This window comes from Microbulbifer maximicatervae (SeqCode), from assembly GCF_052468295.1.
In genome coordinates this window covers 3381680-3402903 of the sequence record NZ_CP174340.1, presented here as the reverse complement: position 1 = coordinate 3402903, position 21224 = coordinate 3381680, and the positions used below count along the sequence as shown (strand labels likewise).

Below are 21224 nucleotides of genomic sequence, written 5' to 3'. Positions count from 1 at the left end.
CGGAGAGCCTTGTGTCCGGCACAGATTGGGACTTTGGAGCGCCAGTATAGTCAATACGTTCCCGAGGAATGTGATACGCGCCGAATTACGCGTATCCGTAGGTTCGCTCGATGGCTTTGCGGCTGGTTCGCCAAAAGCGAATTCCCAGCAGGATTGAAGCCGTTCCCAAGCCGATACAGACACCGGTCCAATAACCGTATACCCCCCAGAAGCTCTCTCCCAGCCAGTAGGCGGTAGAAAGCCCCACCAGCCAGTAGGAAAATAGCTGTATAAACATGGGCGCACTGGTGTCCTTATATCCGCGCAGTGCGCCCCAGGTCATTGCCTGGGTGACATCCACGAGCTGGAATGCGGCACACAGCAATAGCAGGTTGGCAGCCACCGCGATAATTTCTTCATTGCTGGTGTAGGCCTGAACAAACAGGGTGCGCAGGGTAATCAAAAGTACACCGGTGCCCAGTGCGTAGATTAGCCCGCTACTGATGCCCACTTTGCCACAGAAGCGCGCGCGCTTTGGCCGTCCCTGACCGAGTAGTTGGGCGGTGCGGATACTCAGGGCCTGGGCCAGTGCCAGTGCGACCAAGTAAAAAATCGAGCCCACATTCATGCTGATCTGATGGGCGGCGACAATGGCTGCGCCATAAGGGGCAAGCAAAATAGTAAGGCTGGCAAAAAAAGTCACTTCACTGGCTGCACCCACACAAATTGGCAGGCCAACTGCGAGCAAGTGGCGCAGGGTTGGCCAGTGGGGGCGAGGCGGTAACAGCCTAAGTTTTAGCTTGTGGTAGACCGGATCAGTGTTCGCGTGCCAGAAGAGTGCCAGTGCGATCAGGCAGCTGACCGCTGCGGTAGCCCACCCACATCCTGCCCCTCCCATTGCCGGTATGGGGCCGGCACCAAACACCAAAAGAATATCCAGGGGAATATTTAAAATTGCGGCAGTGATATAGATGCGCATTACCGGGCGCACTTGTCCCATACCCTCACAGTAACCGCGCAACGCCGTGCCGAGTGCAAAAGGCAGGGTGCCGACAGTCAGGGCCAGTACATAGCCCTCCATCACCTTGCGGACAGGCTCTTCCGTGTCTATCCAGTGGCTCCAGATAGGAACCGCAAGCAGGGCGGAAAACACCAGGATGCCACCGATCAGTGCGATCCACAGCGCCTGGTGCAGTTGCCTGGCGCAGCCAGCTTCATCGCGGCCACCGCGCAAGTGTGCAACAACCGGGGAGATAGCAGCGAGCAGGCCGATTAGTGTCACTGCGCAAACAGCCCAAATACTGGCCCCCAAGGCGAGCCCAGCGAGACTTACTTCTCCAGCGCGTCCTGCTACCAGAGTATCGACAACTCCCATGCTCACCACAGCCAGGTTACTGACCACCAGGGGGCCTCCCAAGGTGGTTAGGTGCGACAGTTCGGTTTTAGTGGCATTTCGGTAAAGCTTGAACAAAGAAAAACCTGAGCTCTTGTTGCTGGTCTCGATAGAGGGTTCTGGGGTCTGGGCTAATTTTGACAAAAAATTAATCCTGCGGGGGTTGTTAACAGGCCCTGGCCTTCGTAGTTACAGCTGAAAACGGGCGGCGGGCCAAAATTCGGAGAGGCTTTCAGTCTGCCGGGGGAAGGCGGGGCGGTACTGCAAAAAGGTCCGACATTCTACGGTACAAATGGCGCCTGCGCCCAGTGCTGATTACGGACTTTCCTCAAGTAGTTTGGTCACAATTTCTGCCTTACTAATGATGCAGTCGTGGTTTATTGCTACCTCCCGATAAAGCCACCCGCTTATCCGCTTTGCTTTGCGGCTACTGTAGACGGCTGGTGGGTATTCGGGTTGGGTACAGTGAATGAAAGTACACGGCGGGCCCTGTTCAGGAGAGCGTTTTAAGTGGATGGGGTCCAGTAGCGTTTTGATAGGGTGCGGGGTCATACGGCGTTTTAGCCAGTTGATATCATCTGGCTGGGTTATCCCCAAGGCTTCTGGAGATGGAGGCATAATACAGAGAGTACCGTCGATATCCTGTGCCTGCTTGAGCCGCTGCTCTTCAATACCGCTGGGGAGTTGGCTGCTGAATGGGCGCCCGGGCTCTGGAACAGCGCCATCCAGGTAGATCAAGCGGTGCACCCGCTCGGGTAGAGCGTCGGCGGCACCGGTTGCAGCCATTCCCCCAAAGCTGTGGCCCACAAGGGTGACTTGCTGCAACTCCTCCCAGAGGATTGTATTGACTAGGTCCTGGATAAAGGTATCTAGGCCAACGGAGGGGGAGAGTAGGTGTTTGCGTTCCCCCAGGCCACTATGGGTGGGGGTGAATACTCGATGCCCATTACGCTGTAAGAGGTGGGCGACTCTGCTCCAGCACCAGCCTCCATGAAATAGCCCGTGGACCAGTACGTAAGTTTTCCCCACCAGATTGCTCTCAAGTTACTTGGGTTCTGCAAGCATAGATGTGCTTTCTGGGGCGCTGAGATAGGGCCGTGTAAGAGTTGGCGATATCACTCGACTAAAGTGAACAAAGACACTGATAAGAGAGTGAGCTAAATGAGTGGAGCTATGAATAGCCTAAGCGGTTGGTACAACTGCTTTGTACATTATGTACGCAAAATAGACTGGCTGGGGCCATTATTACTACGGATTTATTTGGCGCCAATTTTTATCCTGGCCGGCATGAATAAGATGAATAATATCGAAGATGTCGCTGCCTGGTTCGGCAATCCCGATTGGGGGTTGGGGCTTCCAGCGCCGATGTTGATGGCGTGGGTAGCTGCATTGGTGGAATTCTTAGGTGGCATCGCCATCTTGCTGGGCGTAGCAACTCGGCTGGTGGCGATTCCCCTGATGTTTGTGATGGCAGTGGCAGCCTATACGGCCCACTGGGAGAACGGTTGGTCTGCGTTGCCTGATAAAACCTTGAGTGTGCCCTGGGAGTGGCGCAAGGATCTGATCGATGAAGCCTCAGTGCGTAAAGAGAAAATTGTCGGTTTACTCAAGGAGCACGGAAATTATGAGTGGCTGGTGGAAACTGGAGGAGTGACCATCCTGAAAAATGGTATTGAATTTGCAGCTACCTACTTCATTATGCTGCTGGCGCTATTTTGTAGTGGGGCTGGGCGGTTTTTCAGCGTGGATTACTGGCTGTGCCGTCACTATAGCGGGCAGGGAGCCCCGTAGAGATGTTATACTCGCCGATTATTTGAACATTTGAGCGAGTATTTCACTTGATAGGAAAGTTGTTCCGCCGATCCTCCTCCAAAGAGGATAAGGGCTCCCGCCGGGGAGAAGACAGCTCCGGACGCCGAAAAGAAGGGCAAAAGCCGTCTGATAAGGCTGCCAAGGGGCGTACAAAATCCGCACAAGCGGAGGGGAAGTCGCGCCGGGGCGGTAGCAGAAACGCTCAAAAAGGGCGCCAGCGCAGCAGAAAGCCAGCGGCACCCGCAGCGCCCTGGTCCCTGGATGAATTCCAGGTTCCAGAACAGGAGGGCAAGGTCCGCTTCCACGACCTGGGACTGCCCAATGAGCTGATGCACGCTATCCACGACCTGGGTTTCCAGTATTGCTCGCCAATTCAGGGTCGCTCCCTTCCCCACACCCTCAATGGCCACGACCTGGTGGGTAAGGCACAAACCGGTACCGGTAAGACAGCGGCCTTCCTGATCACAGTGATTGACGATCTGCTCAAGCACCCGTTTGAAGGTGAGCGCTATGCCGGCGAAGCCCGCTCCCTGATTATCGCTCCGACCCGTGAGCTAGTAATGCAGATTGCCGATGATGCCAAGGCACTGTGTAAACACACCGAGCTGGAAATTCATACCCTGGTGGGCGGTATGGATTATGACAAGCAGCAGAGAAACCTGAATGAGCGGCTGGTGGATATCCTGGTGGCGACGCCGGGTCGCCTGCTGGACTTTGTCAGCAATCGGGATTGCTTCCTGGATCAGGTGGAAGTCCTGGTGATCGATGAGGCGGATCGCATGTTGGACATGGGCTTTATCCCCCAAGTGCGCCGCATTGTTCGTCAGACGCCGCGTAAAACTCATCGCCAAACTATGTTCTTCTCCGCCACATTTACTCCCGAAGTGGATGATCTGGTGGAGCAGTGGACGGATGATCCGGTAGTTGTGGAGATTGAGCCGGAGAGGGTTGCCACAGATACCGTGGAGCAGCATGTTTACCTGTCCGCCAGCGAAGAAAAGTACACCTTGCTTTACAACATTGTGCAGCGAGAAGAAGTGGATAGCCTGATTGTTTTTGCCAACCGCCGCGACCAATGCCGCCGCTTGCACGAGCAGCTTCTCGCTCACGGCATTTCTGCGGGCCTGTTGTCCGGTGAAGTGGCGCAAAACAAGCGGGTTCGCACCCTTGATGACTTTAAGTCTGGTAAAACCAAGGTGCTGGTAGCTACCGATGTCGCCGGGCGTGGTATTCATATCGACGGTATCAGTCATGTGGTGAATTTCACTTTGCCTGAAGAGCCGGAGGATTATGTTCACCGCATCGGCCGAACTGGCCGGGCGGGTAAAACGGGCACTTCTATCAGTTTCGCCTGTGAAGATGATGCCATGCGCCTGGAACCTATTGAGCAGTTGCTCGGTGGCAAGCTCAAGTGCGAAGTGCCCCCCGAAGAGCTTTTGGTTGAGCCACCCAAAGTGAAAGTTCAGCGCAGTCACGGTGATCGCGATGGGCGTCGCGGTGGCTCTGGTGGTCATCGTCGTCCACGTCGGCACTGATTCTCCTGTGTGCTGTAAGGGGGTTAGCCCTTACAGCACTTACTACCTGCTTGAGAAAGCCATTCCTCCTCCTGCTATTCAGCGCTCCTCTGCTTTGTTAAGGTTTAAACTGTGACGAATGTACCAGTAGAGGCTTTAATTTCATTCAAACTGTCAATTCTGTCCTAAAATTAAACAAATTTGGCCTATTACGTGAAGTAAGGCCCTGCAACTTCAGATGACACCGGTAATACTGGAGTCTACTTGCGGCCTGAAATTGACATCCTTCGTTCAATAAAAATTACAGTTCATATTCGGATGCGTATCCTTTATTTACATATCGGTTTCCATAAAACTGGCTCCAGCTCCCTTCAATTGGCAATGAAGGAGCAAGTACAGGCTCTGGACCAGGCAGGCTTTGGATTTCTTTCCCTTGGGAAAAAGGGGAACTCTTCAGGGTGTATTGATGTATGCAAAGAGAAGGGCCGTGTCCATTTCCAGGTGAATTCCCGGCTTGATGAGCTGCTTGCTGCGAGCCGCAGTGAGCAAGTGATAGTTTCAGCTGAGCATCTTTCCTATCTGTATCAGCGCGATAGAATCGAGCTTGTTCAGAGAGTATGTAGCAAGTATTTCGATAAGATTGTGGTAATTGTTTACTTGCGTAGGCAAGACTTACAGGCAATATCTTTCAAGAAGCAAGGAGCTAGAGGAGCGGCCTCCAATCGGAGCTCCTCGAGTAAATTACTCGGCCACGATGAAGGGGCTTTCCCTTCTTTCAGTAAAGATATTGAAATTTACTACGACTATTTTACCAAGTTAAAGTTGTGGGCGGATGTATTTGGAGCTGATTCCCTCAAAGTGAGGCTTTTCAGTCGGGAAGCCTTGCACGGTGGTGATATTGTGAGTGACTTTCTCGCTTTGCTTGGCGGGGGAGTAGAGCTTTCTGCTCGCAGAGTGAATGAGGGGGTAGGCAGAAAGGAGTTTTTGCTGACCCATAAATTACTGGAATTGGGGGTGGCGGAATCTGATTTGATTAAGCTGAAGCCAATGATGTTGGAGGATGACACTCAGTTGCTGCCTTCAAGGGGTGATGCCAAGCAGTTCTTTATGAGGTTCAAAAACTCCAACCATTTGTTAAATAATACTTTTCTTAGTAACGATTCCGGCCTGGCATTCGATACGGATTTTTCTGGCTATCCTGAGCAGGGAAATGATTGGATAACGGTTCGGGATCTGTCTGAGTGGATTCCTGAAATTCTTTCTGCAGGTATTCAGAGGCCAGAGGGGTTGCGTGATGCATTGTTGGCAGACAAGCTCCAGCAGATGGTAAGAAAAAAATTTTCAGGTGAAGTGCTTACCCAGGAGCTTGAGGATTTGGCCAATTGCCTGTCGGCTAGCGCTTATATCGCCAAGGATCAGCAGCCCTGGTATCGCGCACTGAAAAAGAAGAAAACATCGGGAAGATAGAGTCAAAATAAAAAGCCCTCTGTACGAGAGGGCTTCCTATCTTACTGGTAAGGTTACTGAAGTACTGGAGTTTGAGTCCCCGGATCCCCTTCAATACGAAGTCGCTCAATCCACAGAGCCGTACCGCCAGCAACTGCCGCAGGCATAATAAAGATATTTAAAATCGGCACCATTTTGGCAAGCATCACGGTCCCACCAAAGGTAAGGCTAGTGAGTTTACGGCGGCGCAGTACCGTTTTTAATTCATCGAATGGCCGCTGGTGGTTATCCAGTGGGTAGTCAACGTATTGAATAGCCATACACCAAGCGCCCCAAACTGCGGTGAGCACTGCGGGGATAATAATGGTCCAGCTGGTGATGGTGGCAATTATAAATACGATCAAACCCCAAAATATAAAGTAACCCAGCTTACGCAATTCCCGGCCCAGGGTACGCCATACCATTTGCATTATCGGCTCGGCAGGAGGAGCTTTACCGGTTAGCAGTTCCTCTACTTTCTCAGCGAGCAAACCGTTAAAGGGGGCGGCAATAATGTTGGTGATGACGCTAAATAAATAGCCGTAAGCAAGGAAAAATAGGAAAAGCACTATTAGTGCAATAATCCAGGCCAGCCAGCGAAAAACACTGGCGGTCCATGCTGCACCCTTGGCCATAATGGCTTCCCACCAGGACATATTCTCCGTATTTACCGGCGTGTGGGAAAGCAGGCTACTTATATAATCCGTAAGCCCTCCGAGCTGTGAAATCATTATGCTACTGATAATAATAAACAGTACCAGATTTATTAGTAATGGCACCAGGATAAATGGGCGTAACTCACGCCGGGTAATCAAGTGGATACCGCGCACCAATGCGTCGATACCGTGAACGGGATTTGAAGTCATACTCTCACCTTTCGCTGGTACGATGCCTAAATTTCCAGAGTTCTCAGTTGGCGCCAGCGGCTTTTAAAATCTCGCTATATTCTGCGCCCTGGCGGTGTTCAGCAATACGTGCCAGCAGAGTTTTTCCATCGGGACCAGGACTGTTCAGATCCAGGCCTTCAGCGAGAAATAATTTTATAAATGTGGCAAAGCTCTCTGCTTTCATACTTCGGTAGGCGCGCTCGAGAAGATGAAAATCCCGGTTTACGCCTGCGGGAGCTTCGCCAATCAAGAATCCAGCAATACGCTCCTCGTCAAAAACTTCTCCGAGTACTTTCTGTTTGTCTTTTTTCAGGCTCAAAACTATATCCTTGCTACATAAATAGGGGGCGGGCGAAGCCCGACCCAGGTCTTGAAATGTTGAGGGTTAAAGCAGTGCGTCCAATTTTTGTTTGAGGATTTTATTAATCATCTGTGGGTTTGCCTGCCCTTTGGACGCTTTCATGATTTGCCCGACGAAATACCCCATCATTTTGGGGCGCTTTGATTCATCGGCCTTGCGGTAGTTTTCTACCTGGGCATCGCTTGCAGCGATCACCTCATCCACCATTTTTTCGATAGCGCCGGTATCCGAAACCTGTTTCAGCCCACGCTTTTCGATGACTTCGTCGGCACTGCCCTCTCCGTCGGCAATAGCCTCGAATACCTGTTTGGCGATTTTGCTGGAAATGGTGTTGTCTTTGATGCGCGAGATTAGTCCAGCTAGTTGGTCGGCAGAAACCGGCGATTGTGAAATAGTTAGTTCACGACGGTTGAGCAGCGCTGCCAGTTCACCGTTAATCCAGTTGGCGGCAAGCTTGGATTCGCCACAGGATTTACTCACAGTTTCAAAATAGTCTGCACTGGCACGCTCCTGTGTCAGCTGGTCTGCATCATAAGCAGATAGCTGGTATTCCGCTTGGAAGCGGGCTGCTTTTGCATCAGGCAGTTCTGGCAGGATGCTGCGCAGTTGCTCGACATATTCATCAGTGAGTACAACTGGCAGAAGGTCAGGGCAGGGGAAGTAGCGGTAATCATTGGCCACTTCTTTACTGCGCATAGAGCGGGTTTCATTTTTGTCCGCGTCGTAGAGGCGGGTTTCCTGGGTAATGGTGCCGCCGTCTTCCAAGATATCGATCTGACGTTCAGCTTCGACTTTAATTGCGCGCTCGACAAAACGGAAAGAATTGATGTTTTTTAATTCTGTACGGGTGCCGAGTTTTGCTTCGCCTTTCAAGCGCACGGATACATTGGCATCACAGCGCAGTGAGCCCTGGGACATATCACCATCGGAAATGCCCAGGTAGGTTACGATGCTGTGAATTTTTTTCAGGTAGGCCACAGCCTCGGCGGCACTGCGCATATCCGGTTCAGAGACAATCTCAATCAGTGGCGTACCTGCGCGGTTCAGGTCGATACCGGACATCCCGTGGAAGTCTTCGTGCAGGGATTTACCGGCATCTTCCTCCAGGTGAGCGTGATGCAAACGCACCTTCTTACTGCTGCCATCTTCCAGGTGAATTTCCACTTCGCCGGGGCCGACAACCGGCTGTTCCAATTGAGTGGTTTGATAGCCCTTGGGCAAGTCGGGATAGAAGTAATTCTTGCGTTCAAAAACAGAGTGCTTGCCGATCTCTGCGTTCATCGCCAGGCCGAACATTACTGCAAAGCGAAATGCTTCCTCATTCGGTACCGGCAGTGTGCCTGGCATGGCCAGGTCCACAGCGCATGCCTGGGTATTCGGCTCGGCGCCAAAGCGGATGCTAGCGCCGGAAAAGAGTTTTGACTGGGTGGAGAGCTGGACGTGAATTTCCAACCCGATAACGATTTCCCATTCCACAATTTATCTCCTTATACGGCGCTGGCTTTGTGCCAGTCGGTTACCTGTTGGTATTGGTGGGCGATATTGAGCATGCGCGCCTCTTCCAGGTAATTACCGGTTATTTGCAGGCCCACTGGCATATTGCCCACCAGGCCACAGGGTACAGACATGCCAGGTAGTCCGGCGAGGTTGGTGGCGATGGTGTAGATATCCTCCAGGTACATAGCTACCGGGTCAGCGCTCTTTGCGCCAAGCTCGAAAGCAGGGGAGGGGGTAGTGGGGCCCATAATCACATCCACTTTTTCGAATGCTTCGACAAAGTCCTGCTTGATCAGGCGTCTGGCCTGTTGGGCTTTGTTGTAATAAGCATCGTAATAACCGGCGGATAGGGCGTAGGTGCCTACCAGGATGCGACGCTGTACTTCTTCGCCGAAGCCTTCACCACGGGAGCGCATATAGAGATCGCGCAGGTCTTTGGGCTCTTCACAGCGGTAGCCGTAGCGCACCCCATCGAATCGAGATAGGTTGGCAGAGGCTTCAGCGGGGGCGATCACATAGTAAGCAGGTATCGCTAACTCGGTATGTGGCAGGCTGATATCGACCAGTTGTGCACCCAGCTTTTCAAACGCTCTCAAAGCCTCCTGAACCCGGCTTGCGGTGTCTGGGTTAAGCCCCTCCCCAAAGTACTCTCGGGGTACTCCGATCCGCAGCCCGGCGATCGGGTTATTCAGTTCGGCGGTAAAGTCTGTGGGCTGTTGCTTCAGGTTGGTGGAATCTTTCGGGTCATGGCTGGCCATCGCGGACAGCAGGTAAGCCGCATCTTCGGCGTTGCGGGCGATGGGGCCAGCCTGGTCCAGGCTGGAGGCGTAGGCCACGATGCCATAGCGGGAAATACGCCCGTAGGTGGGCTTCAGCCCGGTGGTGTTTGTCAACGCCGCTGGCTGGCGAATAGAGCCGCCGGTATCGGTAGCTGTGGCGCCGGGTATCAGTTGTGCAGCAACTGCCGCAGCTGAGCCACCGGAGGAACCGCCGGGTACACAGCGGGTATTCCAAGGGTTTTTTACTGGGCCGTAAAAGCTGCTTTCGTTGGATGAGCCCATGGCGAATTCATCCATATTGGTCTTGCCCAGGGAGACGGTTCCGGCAGCGTTAAGGTTATCTACCACCGTGGCATCGTAGGGAGGGATAAAATTATCCAGCATTTTTGAGGCACAGCTGGTGCGCACGCCGTTAGTGCAAATAATATCTTTGTGGGCGATGGGCACACCGCACAGTGCCGGTGCCTCCCCGTTGGCCAGGCGTTGGTCGGCAGCCGCGGCTTGCGCTAGGGCGCTCTCTTCGGTGACGGTAATAAAACTGTTGTAGTTGCTGTCCAGTTGCTGGATGCGGCCGAGTAAATGGCGGGTTAGCTCTGTACTCGAGAACTCTTTGCTCCGCAATCCACGGATGATCTCGGCGATAGTAAGCTGATGCATATTATTCCCTTAAAGGCTCTAGACGGGCTGAGGGCTGGGTATTTAGGTGAATTTCGTCAGTGTTGGGCCGGCTAATCAATTACTTTGGGAACCAGGTAGAGACCTTCTTCGGTTTGGGGAGCCAGTTCTAGGAAGTCTTTGCGCTTGTCAGCCTCTGTCACTGCGTCAGCGCGCAGCTCCTGGACTTCGTCCAGTGGGTGCGCCATCGGGGCGATACCATCGGTATTGGTGGATTGCAGCTGGTCGACCAGTTGTAATACATCGCCGAGGCGGTTGCTGACTTCTTCGATGGTTTCTTTGGATATGGCGATACGGGCCAGTTCCGCCAGTTTTTCTACAGTTTGCGTATCCACTGCCATGGTGATGGACTCCTCCAGCTTGAGTTGCGAGTCGAAAACTGCCCGGATTAATTGCGGCGGGCAGAACCGGCAAATTTAGCACATTGGGGTTATATTCTCACCGGCTCTGGCAGTAATGGATAGTGGGCCCCAAATGACCTCCCTTCAGCCTTGCCCTGATGCCTAGCGGTTGTTAGAGTTTGCCGAATCCTGCCGAGTGATGAGAGACTCCGGTATTTTGCGTAGAATCCGATTCGAAATGCGGCTCGGAACTCAGAATTATTTTTGCGGACTAATTAGGATTTGTATCCATAAAAGAAGCCGCGCCCGCAGTGCCCGACCTGGGGGCTGATAATTAGTACAAGGTAATCGAATTCCATGTTTAAACGTTTGCGGGGTATGTTTTCCAGTGATCTCTCCATCGACCTGGGAACTGCCAACACGCTGATTTACGTTCGCGATCGCGGCGTAGTACTCGACGAACCCTCTGTCGTCGCAATCCGTCACTACAATGGCCAGAAAATCGTTGAGGCTGTCGGAGTAGAAGCCAAACGCATGCTCGGCCGGACTCCTGGCAATATTACCGCTATTCGCCCGCTGAAGGACGGTGTTATCGCCGACTTCCAAGTGACCGAGAAAATGTTGCAGCACTTTATCAAGAAAGTGCATGAAAATAGCTGGATGCGCCCGAGCCCGAGAGTGCTGGTGTGTGTTCCCTGCCAATCCACAGAAGTGGAGCGTCGCGCGATTCGCGAGTCGGCCCTGGGTGCAGGTGCTCGCGAAGTGTCACTGATCGAAGAGCCCATGGCCGCTGCCATAGGCGCAGGTTTGAATGTCGAGGAAGCGAGCGGCTCCATGGTGGTGGATATCGGTGGGGGCACTACTGAGATCGCCATTATCTCCCTGAATGGTGTGGTTTATTCCGATTCGGTGCGTATCGGCGGTGACCGTTTTGATGAAGCTATCGTCAACTACGTGCGTCGCAACTACGGCAGTGTGATTGGTGATGCAACTGCTGAACGGATCAAAGAGGAAATTGGCTGTGCTTATGCAGGCAGTGAAGTTCGCGAAATCGATGTGCGCGGACGCAATCTGGCCGAGGGCGTGCCTCGCAGCTTTACCTTGAACTCCGACGAAATTCTCGAAGCCCTGCAAGAGCCTCTGACAGGTATTGTGCAGGCTGTCAAAAGTGCACTGGAGCAATCCCCTCCCGAGTTGGCTTCTGATATCGCTGAGCGCGGTATGGTGCTGACTGGTGGTGTTGCTCTGTTACGCGATCTGGACCGTCTGTTGATGGAAGAATCGGGCTTACCGGTAATTGTTGCCGATGACCCGTTGACCTGTGTGGCGCGGGGGGGCGGTAAAGCGCTGGATATGTTGGATCGCAGCCGTCTCTACCTGATGTCTAACTAGTAGACATCGGTATTATGAAACCTGCTAGGGAGCTTGTGGCTATATCCGCAAGCTCCTTGTAATAAAAAAAATGCAAGTTATCTTTTGTGGCTTGTACTGTTCTCACCATCTTTGATTGACCTGTTAAGAGGGGATTGCCTGTGAAACCGCTATTTACCCGCGGTCCCTCTGCCGAATACCGCCTGGGCTTTCTCATCATACTCGCGATCTCGCTGATCGTTTCCGATCATTACACCAATTGGTTTCAGCCTGTCAGAGAACGCTTATCAGGAGTTATTGCTCCACTGTACTGGGTTACAGGAGCCCCCGAGCGTGTGGGTGATTGGGCCGATGAGCAGTTTCGCTCGCGCGAAGAACTGCAAGAGGAAAATAGCCGCCTCAAGCGCCAGGTTTTATTGCTGGAGCAGCGCAGCCAACTATTGGCGGCCGTAAAAGCGGAAAACACTCAGCTCAAAGAACTGATGAACTCAGCAGAAATGGTCGATGATCGAGTACTGGTGGCTCAGGTGATTGGCGTTACCCCGGACCCTTTGGAGCATGTGCTGCTGATTGACAAAGGTCGCGATGACGGCATTGATATCGGTACCCCGGTAATGGATGCCAGTGGATTGCTGGGGCAGGTGATTGAAGCTGGCGACTCCTACAGTCGTATCCTGCTGATAACTGATTCCAGTCATGCCATTCCCGTCCAGGTTCTGCGCAACAGTATGCGCACCGTCGCCGAGGGTACAGGTGATCTGTATCGCCTGAAGTTACGTCATCTTGCTAATACCAGTGATATTCGTGAAGGCGATTTGCTGCTCAGCTCCGGCTTGGGTAGCCGCTTTCCCGCAGGTTATCCGGTTGGGGAGGTCATCTCGGTGCAGAGAGATCCGGGTAAACCTTTTGCGGAGGCTGAAGTGTTGCCGAGGGGGCGGATGAATCGCAGCCGCTTTGTATTGGCGGTCATTGGCAGTGGAGGACATTCTGTTGCAAGCGAATAACCGCTGGTTTATCGCGGTCACTATTCTGCTATCACTGCTTCTCTCGGTTATGCCCCTGCCACAGCAGTGGCTCTGGTTTCGGCCGGCATTTCCGGCTTTGCTGGTGATATTCTGGATTACCCGAATGCCCCAGACCTTTGGGGTGGGGTTCGCTTGGATGATCGGTATTGCCCAGGATTTGGCTACGGGGGCGAGCTTGGGAACCCATGCCCTGGCCCTATCGGTACTCGCCTATTTCAGCTTACTGACTTACCAGCGCACCCGGGCATTTAATCCGGCCCAGCAATTGTTGTGGGTATTTGTTCTGGTGGGCATTCATCAAGTGGTGGGCAACTGGGTGCACGGCCTTGAGGGGAAATCGGTACCCGGGCTGACCTTCCTGTGGCCCGCCTTGACTACAGCCCTGCTCTGGCCCTGGGTGACCCCGTGGCTCAGGGGGCTTTCCGGGCGTTTACACGTTCGTTGACCGTCTCGTCGGCACTGTAAATCAGTGTAAAAAATCGATCATTTTTCGAACAGTGCCGCTATAATCAGCCGCTGACCCACAGGGAATATGTAATAGAGTGACAACAAGCGCTTCAGAAAATCGACTTCTTTTGGCCTCTGGTTCGCCGCGCCGCGCCGAACTGTTGGCCCAGATTGGGGTGCCTTTCTCCCAATTGTCCCCCGCTGTTGTAGAACAGCGCCAACCTGCTGAAAGCCCTCTTGAGTACATAGAACGCTTGGCCCACGACAAGGCTGTCGCCGGGTTTCAAGCCGCTGACAGCCCGCGGGGACTCTGGTCTTTGGGAGCGGATACGGTGGTTATGGCAGGTGAGAGGCTGCTGGAAAAACCCCAAGATTTTGCTGACTTTGAGTCCATGATGCTGGCGTTATCGGGAGGAGAGCACTCTGTTTTCACGGCAGTGTGCTTGCGTTCACAGGATCGACAGTTTAGCCGAGTAGTTGAAACTCGAGTCAGGTTCCGCCACTTGTCCAAAGTTCAAATAGCGGATTACTGGAGTACCGGAGAGCCTGTCGATAAAGCTGGCGGTTACGGTATTCAGGGTTTTGGTGCCGCCTTGGTAGAAGCTTTTAGTGGCAGTTACAGCAATGTTGTAGGGCTCCCATTGGAAGCTGTAGTCCCAATGCTGGATCATGCGGGCATTCCCTATTGGCAGGAGGGCCAATCTTGAGCGAAGAGCTGTTAATTAATGTTGCGCCGACTGAGACCCGGGTTGCGCTGGTAGAAAATGGTGTGCTTCAGGAGGTCTACCTGGAGCGGAGTGCCCGGCGAGGGATTGTAGGAAATATCTATAAGGGAAAGGTGATTCGCGTACTGCCCGGAATGCAGGCCGCTTTTGTCGATATAGGCCTCGAGCGCGCGGGCTTTATCCATGCCTCGGATATTGCACCTCTCGACGAAGAAGGTATGGAGGCGCGGGATGCCGAGGTGGCGGATATCCGCGCGCTAGTCAGAGAGGGGCAATCACTGATCGTGCAAGTAGTGAAGGACCCTATCAGCAGTAAAGGTGCCCGGCTGACTACCCATCTGTCGGTTTCTGCACGTTACCTGGTGTATATGCCGCAGACGCGCCATATCGGTATCTCTAATCGAATTGAAGACGAGAACGAACGCGAGCGATTGCGCCAGTTGGTTGAAGCAGCTTCTCTACGCCTCGCGGAAGATGGTTTGTCGGCCGATGGGGGCTTTATTTTGCGTACCGTTGCCGAGGGAGTGAGTGAGGAAGAGCTGCTGAGAGATATCCCCTTTCTGTACAAATTATGGGGGGAGCTGGATGAGCGCATTAAGGAGCGTCCAGTGCCTTCGGTTATCTATGAGGACCTTCCACTATTTATGCGCGCATTGCGTGACCTTGCGCGCCCTTATACCGAAAAGATTCGTATAGACTCCCGAGAGGCCCACGGCCGTGCGGCAGAATTTGCCGGTAAATATGCGCCGGAAATTGCCGGTCGCCTGGAACACTATCCCGGTGAGCGCCCACTGTTTGACTTGTACGGTGTTGAAGAGGAAATAAGAAGGGCACTACACAACAAAGTCACCTTGAAGTCTGGCGGCTACTTGATCGTAGAGCAGACAGAGGCGATGAGTACAATTGATGTCAATACCGGTGCTTTTGTTGGGCATCGAAACCTTGAAGAGACTATCTTCAAGACCAACCTGGAGGCCGCTACAGCGATTGCCCGCCAGCTGCGTTTGAGGAATCTGGGTGGGATTATCATTATTGATTTTATCGATATGAAAGACCCCGAGCACCAGCGACAAGTCTTGCGCACCCTGGAAAAGACCCTGGAGCGCGATCATGCCAAGTCCAGTATCACCGGGGTCTCCGAACTGGGGTTGGTGGAGATGACTCGCAAACGCACCCGTGAGTCACTGGGGCAGATTTTATGTGAGCCTTGCTCTGTTTGCAGTGGGAGGGGCACCTTAAAGAGTGCAGAGACAGTTTGCTTCGAGATTTTCCGCGAGATTATTCGAGAGGCGCGCTCTTACGATAGTGAAAAAATTATGGTACTGGCCAGTCAGGTGGTAATAGATCTTTTACTGGATGAAGAGTCGGCTAATGTCGCCGATCTTGAAGAATTTATTGGTCGGCCGATTCAGTTCCAGGTAGAGCCCATTTACAACCAGGAGCAATATGACATTGTTCTTGTGTAATCCATTATTCACTCGCCAGCAAGCTAAGAGAGCTTATTGTCAGCGCTCGGTCCATGCCTGTTTGGTGGTGAGGGTATAGCGATGGTTGTAATACGCTGGATTGCAAGAAAGTTCTGGTTACTGTCGGTAAGTTTGGTGATTGCATTGGCAATCATCGTGCAAACAGGCCGACTACTGTCCCCGCAGGTAGAGAACTATCGCCCGCAGATTAGTCATTGGCTTAGTGAGCAGCTAGGCGTTCCTGTACAGATGGATCGTATTTCCCTGCGTTGGGAGGCCCTTGAAGTTGCATTGCAGCTGGATGGACTGCGCCTGGGGGAGCACGGTGAGCTGAGAATGGGGCACGGCCTGTTCCAGCTGGATCTACTTTCCAGTCTCTGGAGCCGGGAGTTGGTCTGGAAAGACCTGCAAATGAATCAGTTTTCGGCCGGGCTCAACCGCGATGAAAATGGCCTCTGGTATCTACAGGGGTTTCCCGATGCCCCGCTTAAGCTTGAAGGCAGCACTGCACCCAATCCCGAAGCGGCAGATCCGGCCCGCCTATTCCGGTTGAGCCCCAAAATTCAAATCAGTGATGCAGCGATCACTGTGCGCCTTCCCGATGAGCAGCTGGCAGAAATCAATTTGCCTGAAATCCAGCTGGAAAATAGCGGAGATTTTCACCGACTGACTGCACGGGCTTTTATTTCCCGTGAAGGGGAGAGCAGCCAGGTTGATGAAGAGACCCTACGGGTTGTGTTAGAAGGGCGGGGCAACCCCAAAGATAAAGAGCACTTCTCACTGCGCGGCTATATGCAGCTTAATGAGTTGCTACTGGATGAAGACATTGTCAGCTTGCTTCACGAACTCACCCCGTTACCTGACCGGTTTCACTGGCAGGGGAAGAAGTGGGCAGACGGCCGCTTGTGGTTGCATAGTGATGCCGTAAGTGGGTATCGCATAGTAGGCCAGGTGGACTTGGCCCAAGTAGAAAGCCTGACCGATATGCAAAGGGCAGGAGATGATATAGAAGAGCATACACTGGCTCCGTTGCGCGCTTTTTCTGGCAACTTGTCGGGCCGCTGGTTGCCGGGAGAGCATTGGCGATTAGCGCTGCAGGATATTGAAATCGATTGGCAGGGCTTGAAAATGCCGTCGCTGAACCTGCAGGTTAACAGTGACCAAGAGGGTATAGCCCTGATGGCCGATCTGGTCGATCTCGCTGGTTGGAGCAGTATCTTAAATCGCTTGTCGTTACTAGAGGGAGCTGCAGATGAATGGTTGCGTGCACTAAAACCCCAAGGTCAGTTGCGCAGCCTGCGTCTGCGAGCTGGTGCAGACCGGCAGTTAGAGATCAGCGCAAACTTGGAAGATATTGCGGTCGAGGCGTTTCGAGGAACCCCGGCAATTACTCAGTTGAGTGGATATCTTCAGGTTGAGGGCGCCAGTGGCCGGGTTGAACTCGACGGTACCTCCCTCGGGGCGCACTTTCCCAGTCTGTATAAGAATGCTTTTGGATTTGAGCAAGCCAGCGGCACCATAGCCTGGGATGTCGATAAGGCGTTGAACGAAGTCAACGTATTGTCGGGCCCGCTGATGCTTGGCGGTGAACTTGGTCAGGTCGGTGGTCAGTTTATGCTGTCACTACCCTTCCACGCCCAAACACGACCTGTGGATCTGGTGCTTTCCCTATCGATAAAAGATGCGGGGGTGATTACCCAGGAAGAGCTGGTGCCATTTGTGGTTAGCGATGATTTGCGCAGCTGGTTGAAAACTGGCCTGGGTAAGAACAATCAAGGGCGCGTTGAGAGTGCGGCCTTTATCTATCGCGGCAGCAGTTATAGCAAAGAGGGTAAAGAAGAATCCCTTAAAGCATTCGCGACTCACCAGAAGCGCAGAACGATTCAGTTGGCGCTCGACTTTTCAAATGCGAGCCTGGACTACGCCAGTGAGTGGCCTGAGGTCAGGGATGTGGATGGCCGTTTGTTGCTCGATGATGAAATTGTGCGGGTCAATGCCGATAAAGCCAAGCTCTGGAATATGGATGCTGGAAATATTCTGGTTGCGGTAACCCCTCAGAAGGGTGGAGGCTCACGCCTTAATGTACAAACTGAGGTGGTTGGACCCGCTACCGATGGGTTGCGACTATTGCGTGAATCACCACTCAGAGATCACCTTGGAAGTGCCTTTGATGATTGGAGCCTGACCGGGAGTTTGGATGGCGTTGTATCCTTAACTCTACCCTTGGGACAGTCATCCGTAGTTCCCGAGCAACAGGTTGAAGTCAACCTGAAGCACGGTGACCTTCAACTGAAAGGGCTCCGCCTCGATGCGACTGCGTTGAATGGTTTGGTGAAATACGATAGTGCGACAGGCCTTGAAGGGACCCAGCTGAATGGCAAATTGTGGGGCCGCCCGCTGACTGCTCGTATCCAACATATTGGCGAGGGGGATGCACGGGATACCCAGGTGGTTATCGACGGCAATGCATTGGTTGAGTCGGTACACGCTTGGAGTTCGCGGCCAGAACTGCAGTGGCTGGAAGGAGAAATGGATTATCAAGCCCTGGTGACCATTCCTGCAAAATCAGCGGAAACCCCCTACGCCGCAGTATTTGAGCTCACTTCCAACCTGGCCGGTGTGGCTGTAAACCTACCTGACCCACTTGGTAAGACGGCGGAAACAGAAACCAATTTTGTATTGCGAGTGCCGATTGGAGAGCAGGGCAGCTTGTTCCACTTGGACTATGGAGAACATTTACAGGGGCAATTCTGGCTGATTGATGGAGAGTTAGATCGGGCTGCAATCGCCTTGAATGCTGAGGCAAATTTGCCCTCCAAACGGGAGTTGACGGTCACTGGAGATATTTCCACTGTTGACTTGCCTCGCTGGCAGTCTCTGTTGGATGTTTACCAGTTGTCTGAACCAGCGAAGCCAAGCGCTGCCAGTTCTGTTGCAAGTAATGCAGAAAATCCAGGAGAGGCTGCGGGTAGTGCCAGTGAGCCACTTCCGATACGCCTGGATCTCAGTACAGATCAGCTTCGGTTGGGCTCTGCAGAAATTGAGCATATCCATGTTACCGGTGAGGGGGTGGGGGCGGATTGGAAGCTCAAATTTGACAGTGAAATGATTGCAGGAAATCTAACAGGCTTATTGGATGGCAGTACACCGTTACGCCTCAAACTGGCTCATTTGCGTCTGCCTCAGCCAGAGAAACCGGCTGAAGTCAGTGATGAAGCTTTTCCCGTAGACCCCTTTGCGGAGGAGGTAGTAGCGGATCCTTTGGCGCAGTTTGATTTTACTAGTTTGCCACAAATCGATTTTAGTACTGATAACCTTCAAATAGGTGAAGAGGCCCTGGGCCCCTGGTCATTTAAGTTGAGGACAGCTGCAGATCGTTTGGTGGTGAGTGATATCCACGGCACGGTGAGAGGGTTCCGGATCGAGGGACAGGGCAAACACAGTGGTGAGCTAGGTGCAGAATTGGTGTGGATGAGGGATGCCGAGGGGCAGCAGTCATCACAATTTATCGGCCGATTGGTGGCTGATGATCTTGCAGATATCCAGCGCAAGATGGGCCATGAGCCATTGATTGAGAGTAAGTCGGCGATCTTTGAAACTGCTTTGAAGTGGGAGGGGGCCCCGACTCAGGTGAAAGGAAGCCTTCTCTCCGGAGAGCTTAAGGTTGATATTCGCGATGGCCGATTCCTGCGATCAACCGGTGCGACAGGCTCTACCGTGTTGCGTCTATTGTCACTGTTTAATTTTGATACCTGGGCGCGACGTTTGCGTCTTGATTTCACTGACCTTTACAAGAGTGGTATGGCTTTTGATAGGGTGCGTGGTGAAGTAGTCTTTGAAGGCGATGGTCAGCTTTTAATCGCTGTACCCATCCAGGTAGAGGGGCCCACCAGTGAACTGCAGATGGCGGGGCGGGTTAATTTAGTCCGCGAAGATCTGGATTTAACGTTGGTGGCTACTTTGCCAGTTGGGAATAACCTGGCTTTGGTTGCAGCCCTAGCCGGTGGCTTGCCTGCAGCTGCGGGTGTCTACCTGATCAGTAAGGCATTTAAAAAGCAGGTGAAAAAGGTCGCCAGTGTCAGTTACCGAATTAGTGGTGGCTGGTCAGACCCGCAAATGCGATTTGAGAAATTGTTTGATGGAGATGGCGCCAAACGAGAGGGCGCGGTTCTGGACCACGAGGGGAACAAGACACAGGTTGGGGTCGGTTCTGAAGAGAAGTCCCCTCCTGCAGCTTGAGTTTTAATATCCAGAGGCAGTGTGCAATAGCCATCTAATCTTAGTGAGGATCCCCTGTAAAAGGAGCACTCTAGATGGCGTTGCATTCATTATTGCCCCTCCTTCTTTTTACAGCCGTCACCCTTTCGGCGTGTTCTGAGGCAGATGACCACCAGCGCGACCAGAATATGACGGTGGCTCAAGCTGAAAAGCATATTGCAGAGGGGACTGATCTCGATCAGATCCCTAAGTCTGTATGGAAGCAGATCCTGCCAGAGGATCGCTATAAGGTTCTCTGGAAAAAAGGTACCGAGCCCGCTTTTAGTGGCAAGCTTCTGAATAACAAAGAGAAAGGTGTTTATGTCACTGCGGGTTGCCGTTTACCGGTTTTCAGCTCTGAGCAGAAGTTTGAATCGGGTACTGGTTGGCCCAGCTTTTGGGATGTTGCCTACCCACAAAATATTGTCTTAAAGGACGATTACAGCTGGGGCTTGAAGCGGACTGAGGTGTTATCAAAGTGCGGGGAACACTTGGGGCATGTTTTTAAAGATGGCCCGGAGCCCACTGGTTTGCGCTACTGTCTAAATTCTCTCGCCCTGGACTTTGTGCCGGCTTCTGGGGATAAGAAAGCGCAATAACTTCTGGTGTCTAGATTGCGGGCGCTGCCAGCAAGTTCACTCTGGAGCGCCCGGAGCCCTTATTCCGCTTCCTGGATAAAGAAGTCGCGAAGATAGCGGAATAATTTTCGTTGATTTGTTGGTGGCTTATTGTTTTTGATTTCTCGATGGGAATCCCTAATCAGTTGGCGCAGCTGTTGGTGGTCGACACCGGGATATTGGTCAAAGAACTCACCCTGGGCACTATTGCCTTCCTCCAGTAGTCGTTTGCGCCAGTCTTCAGCCATTTTATCGAAACGCAGGTGTTGTTGGTCTCGCTCTTTAAAGCGGCTCAGCACAGCTTCTATCGCCTCTTGGTCGGCACTGCGCATCAACTTGCCGATGTACTGCATCTGGCGCCGGCGGGCTTCATTGGATTTGATCCGATGTAGCGTAGCAATAGCCTCCTGCAAGTCCTCATCTATGGGGACTTCAGCCAGTTGGGCCTTGGAGAGCTCGGTTAGTTGCTTGCCGAGATCCTGCAGCTCGTGCATTTCTTTTTTGACCTGAGTTTTACTTTTCGGCAGGTCGTCATCGTAGTCGTCGTATTCGTACATCTTTGATTCGCTTTCGGTAAATAAGGGGGCTTGGTT

At 52.7% G+C, this 21224-nt stretch carries 18 protein-coding genes; 10 read left to right on the top strand and 8 right to left on the bottom strand.

Features of this window, described 5'->3' with window-relative positions:
- Positions 1–85: 85 nt before the first annotated feature.
- Both ACJJIQ_RS15180 and ACJJIQ_RS15175 read right to left on the bottom strand, forming a co-directional pair.
- The gene (locus ACJJIQ_RS15180) at positions 86–1516 is read right to left on the bottom strand and encodes an MATE family efflux transporter (RefSeq protein ID WP_444933986.1); all 1431 of its coding nucleotides are present in this window, start codon (positions 1514–1516) and stop codon (positions 86–88) included.
- A gap of 171 nt (positions 1517–1687) precedes the next feature.
- On the bottom strand, positions 1688–2401 hold the full coding sequence (locus tag ACJJIQ_RS15175; RefSeq protein WP_445362340.1) for an alpha/beta fold hydrolase: 714 nt from the start codon (positions 2399–2401) through the stop codon (positions 1688–1690).
- Positions 2402–2545: 144 nt separating this feature from the next.
- On the opposite strand from ACJJIQ_RS15175, the gene ACJJIQ_RS15170 reads away from it, so the two are divergent.
- The 3 genes from ACJJIQ_RS15170 (at position 2546) to ACJJIQ_RS15160 (ending at position 6165) form a co-directional block, all read left to right on the top strand.
- Complete coding sequence (locus ACJJIQ_RS15170; protein ID WP_445358857.1) at positions 2546–3163, top strand: HvfX family Cu-binding RiPP maturation protein; 618 nt, start codon at positions 2546–2548, stop codon at positions 3161–3163.
- A 47-nt stretch (positions 3164–3210) separates the two neighbouring features.
- Positions 3211–4719, top strand: coding sequence for an ATP-dependent RNA helicase RhlB (rhlB, locus tag ACJJIQ_RS15165; protein WP_444940933.1), 1509 nt, complete (start codon positions 3211–3213; stop codon positions 4717–4719).
- Between the two features lie 243 nt (positions 4720–4962).
- A complete protein-coding gene (locus ACJJIQ_RS15160) occupies positions 4963–6165 on the top strand; it encodes a hypothetical protein (protein WP_445362339.1) in 1203 nt (400 codons plus the stop codon).
- A gap of 53 nt (positions 6166–6218) precedes the next feature.
- Here the strand turns inward: ACJJIQ_RS15160 and cysZ are convergent, their stop codons facing one another.
- From cysZ to gatC, 5 genes are all read right to left on the bottom strand, one after another.
- A complete protein-coding gene (cysZ, locus tag ACJJIQ_RS15155; RefSeq protein ID WP_444958474.1) occupies positions 6219–7049 on the bottom strand; it encodes a sulfate transporter CysZ in 831 nt (276 codons plus the stop codon).
- 43 nt (positions 7050–7092) lie between these two features.
- On the bottom strand, positions 7093–7389 hold the full coding sequence (locus ACJJIQ_RS15150; RefSeq protein ID WP_444896334.1) for a PA4642 family protein: 297 nt from the start codon (positions 7387–7389) through the stop codon (positions 7093–7095).
- Between the two features lie 66 nt (positions 7390–7455).
- A complete protein-coding gene (gene gatB / locus ACJJIQ_RS15145; RefSeq protein WP_445362338.1) occupies positions 7456–8907 on the bottom strand; it encodes an Asp-tRNA(Asn)/Glu-tRNA(Gln) amidotransferase subunit GatB in 1452 nt (483 codons plus the stop codon).
- Positions 8908–8918: 11 nt separating this feature from the next.
- A complete protein-coding gene (gene gatA / locus ACJJIQ_RS15140) occupies positions 8919–10364 on the bottom strand; it encodes an Asp-tRNA(Asn)/Glu-tRNA(Gln) amidotransferase subunit GatA (protein ID WP_445362337.1) in 1446 nt (481 codons plus the stop codon).
- A 71-nt stretch (positions 10365–10435) separates the two neighbouring features.
- The gene (gatC, locus tag ACJJIQ_RS15135) at positions 10436–10723 is read right to left on the bottom strand and encodes an Asp-tRNA(Asn)/Glu-tRNA(Gln) amidotransferase subunit GatC (protein ID WP_445361249.1); all 288 of its coding nucleotides are present in this window, start codon (positions 10721–10723) and stop codon (positions 10436–10438) included.
- Positions 10724–11080: 357 nt separating this feature from the next.
- Between gatC and ACJJIQ_RS15130 the strand changes: the two genes are divergently transcribed.
- The 7 genes from ACJJIQ_RS15130 to msrB all read left to right on the top strand — a co-directional run bounded on the left by ACJJIQ_RS15130 (position 11081) and on the right by msrB (position 20613).
- The gene (locus ACJJIQ_RS15130) at positions 11081–12115 is read left to right on the top strand and encodes a rod shape-determining protein (RefSeq protein WP_445362336.1); all 1035 of its coding nucleotides are present in this window, start codon (positions 11081–11083) and stop codon (positions 12113–12115) included.
- A 140-nt stretch (positions 12116–12255) separates the two neighbouring features.
- The gene (mreC, locus tag ACJJIQ_RS15125) at positions 12256–13098 is read left to right on the top strand and encodes a rod shape-determining protein MreC (protein ID WP_413663056.1); all 843 of its coding nucleotides are present in this window, start codon (positions 12256–12258) and stop codon (positions 13096–13098) included.
- Positions 13085–13564 carry a rod shape-determining protein MreD gene (mreD, locus tag ACJJIQ_RS15120; protein ID WP_413663055.1) on the top strand — a complete coding sequence of 160 codons (480 nt, stop codon included), beginning with the start codon at positions 13085–13087 and terminating at the stop codon, positions 13562–13564. The genes mreC and mreD overlap by 14 nt, the downstream gene beginning before the upstream one ends.
- Before the next feature lie 97 nt (positions 13565–13661).
- Complete coding sequence (locus tag ACJJIQ_RS15115) at positions 13662–14273, top strand: Maf family protein (RefSeq protein WP_445362335.1); 612 nt, start codon at positions 13662–13664, stop codon at positions 14271–14273.
- A complete protein-coding gene (gene rng, locus ACJJIQ_RS15110) occupies positions 14270–15757 on the top strand; it encodes a ribonuclease G (protein ID WP_413663053.1) in 1488 nt (495 codons plus the stop codon). Before ACJJIQ_RS15115 ends, rng begins: the two co-directional genes overlap by 4 nt.
- 36 nt (positions 15758–15793) lie before the next feature.
- The gene (locus ACJJIQ_RS15105) at positions 15794–19996 is read left to right on the top strand and encodes a YhdP family protein (protein WP_445362334.1); all 4203 of its coding nucleotides are present in this window, start codon (positions 15794–15796) and stop codon (positions 19994–19996) included.
- A gap of 74 nt (positions 19997–20070) precedes the next feature.
- Entirely contained in the window at positions 20071–20613 is a 543-nt protein-coding gene (msrB, locus tag ACJJIQ_RS15100) for a peptide-methionine (R)-S-oxide reductase MsrB (RefSeq protein WP_413663051.1), read from the top strand.
- A gap of 59 nt (positions 20614–20672) precedes the next feature.
- On the opposite strand, the gene yjgA is transcribed toward msrB, so the two are convergent.
- Positions 20673–21188, bottom strand: a complete 516-nt coding sequence (yjgA, locus tag ACJJIQ_RS15095) for a ribosome biogenesis factor YjgA (protein ID WP_413663050.1) — start codon at positions 21186–21188, stop codon at positions 20673–20675.
- Positions 21189–21224: the final 36 nt, after the last annotated feature.

Excerpts from the sequence above, each read along its gene's own strand:
- ACJJIQ_RS15130 (WP_445362336.1), top strand. The coding sequence starts at position 11,081 with ATGTTTAAACGTTTGCGGGGTATGTTTTCCAGTGATCTCTCCATCGAC.
- ACJJIQ_RS15170 (WP_445358857.1), top strand. The coding sequence starts at position 2,546 with ATGAATAGCCTAAGCGGTTGGTACAACTGCTTTGTACATTATGTACGC.
- gatA (WP_445362337.1), bottom strand. The coding sequence starts at position 10,364 with ATGCATCAGCTTACTATCGCCGAGATCATCCGTGGATTGCGGAGCAAA.
- gatC (WP_445361249.1), bottom strand. The coding sequence starts at position 10,723 with ATGGCAGTGGATACGCAAACTGTAGAAAAACTGGCGGAACTGGCCCGT.
- yjgA (WP_413663050.1), bottom strand. The coding sequence starts at position 21,188 with ATGTACGAATACGACGACTACGATGACGACCTGCCGAAAAGTAAAACT.
- msrB (WP_413663051.1), top strand. The coding sequence starts at position 20,071 with ATGGCGTTGCATTCATTATTGCCCCTCCTTCTTTTTACAGCCGTCACC.
- cysZ (WP_444958474.1), bottom strand. The coding sequence starts at position 7,049 with ATGACTTCAAATCCCGTTCACGGTATCGACGCATTGGTGCGCGGTATC.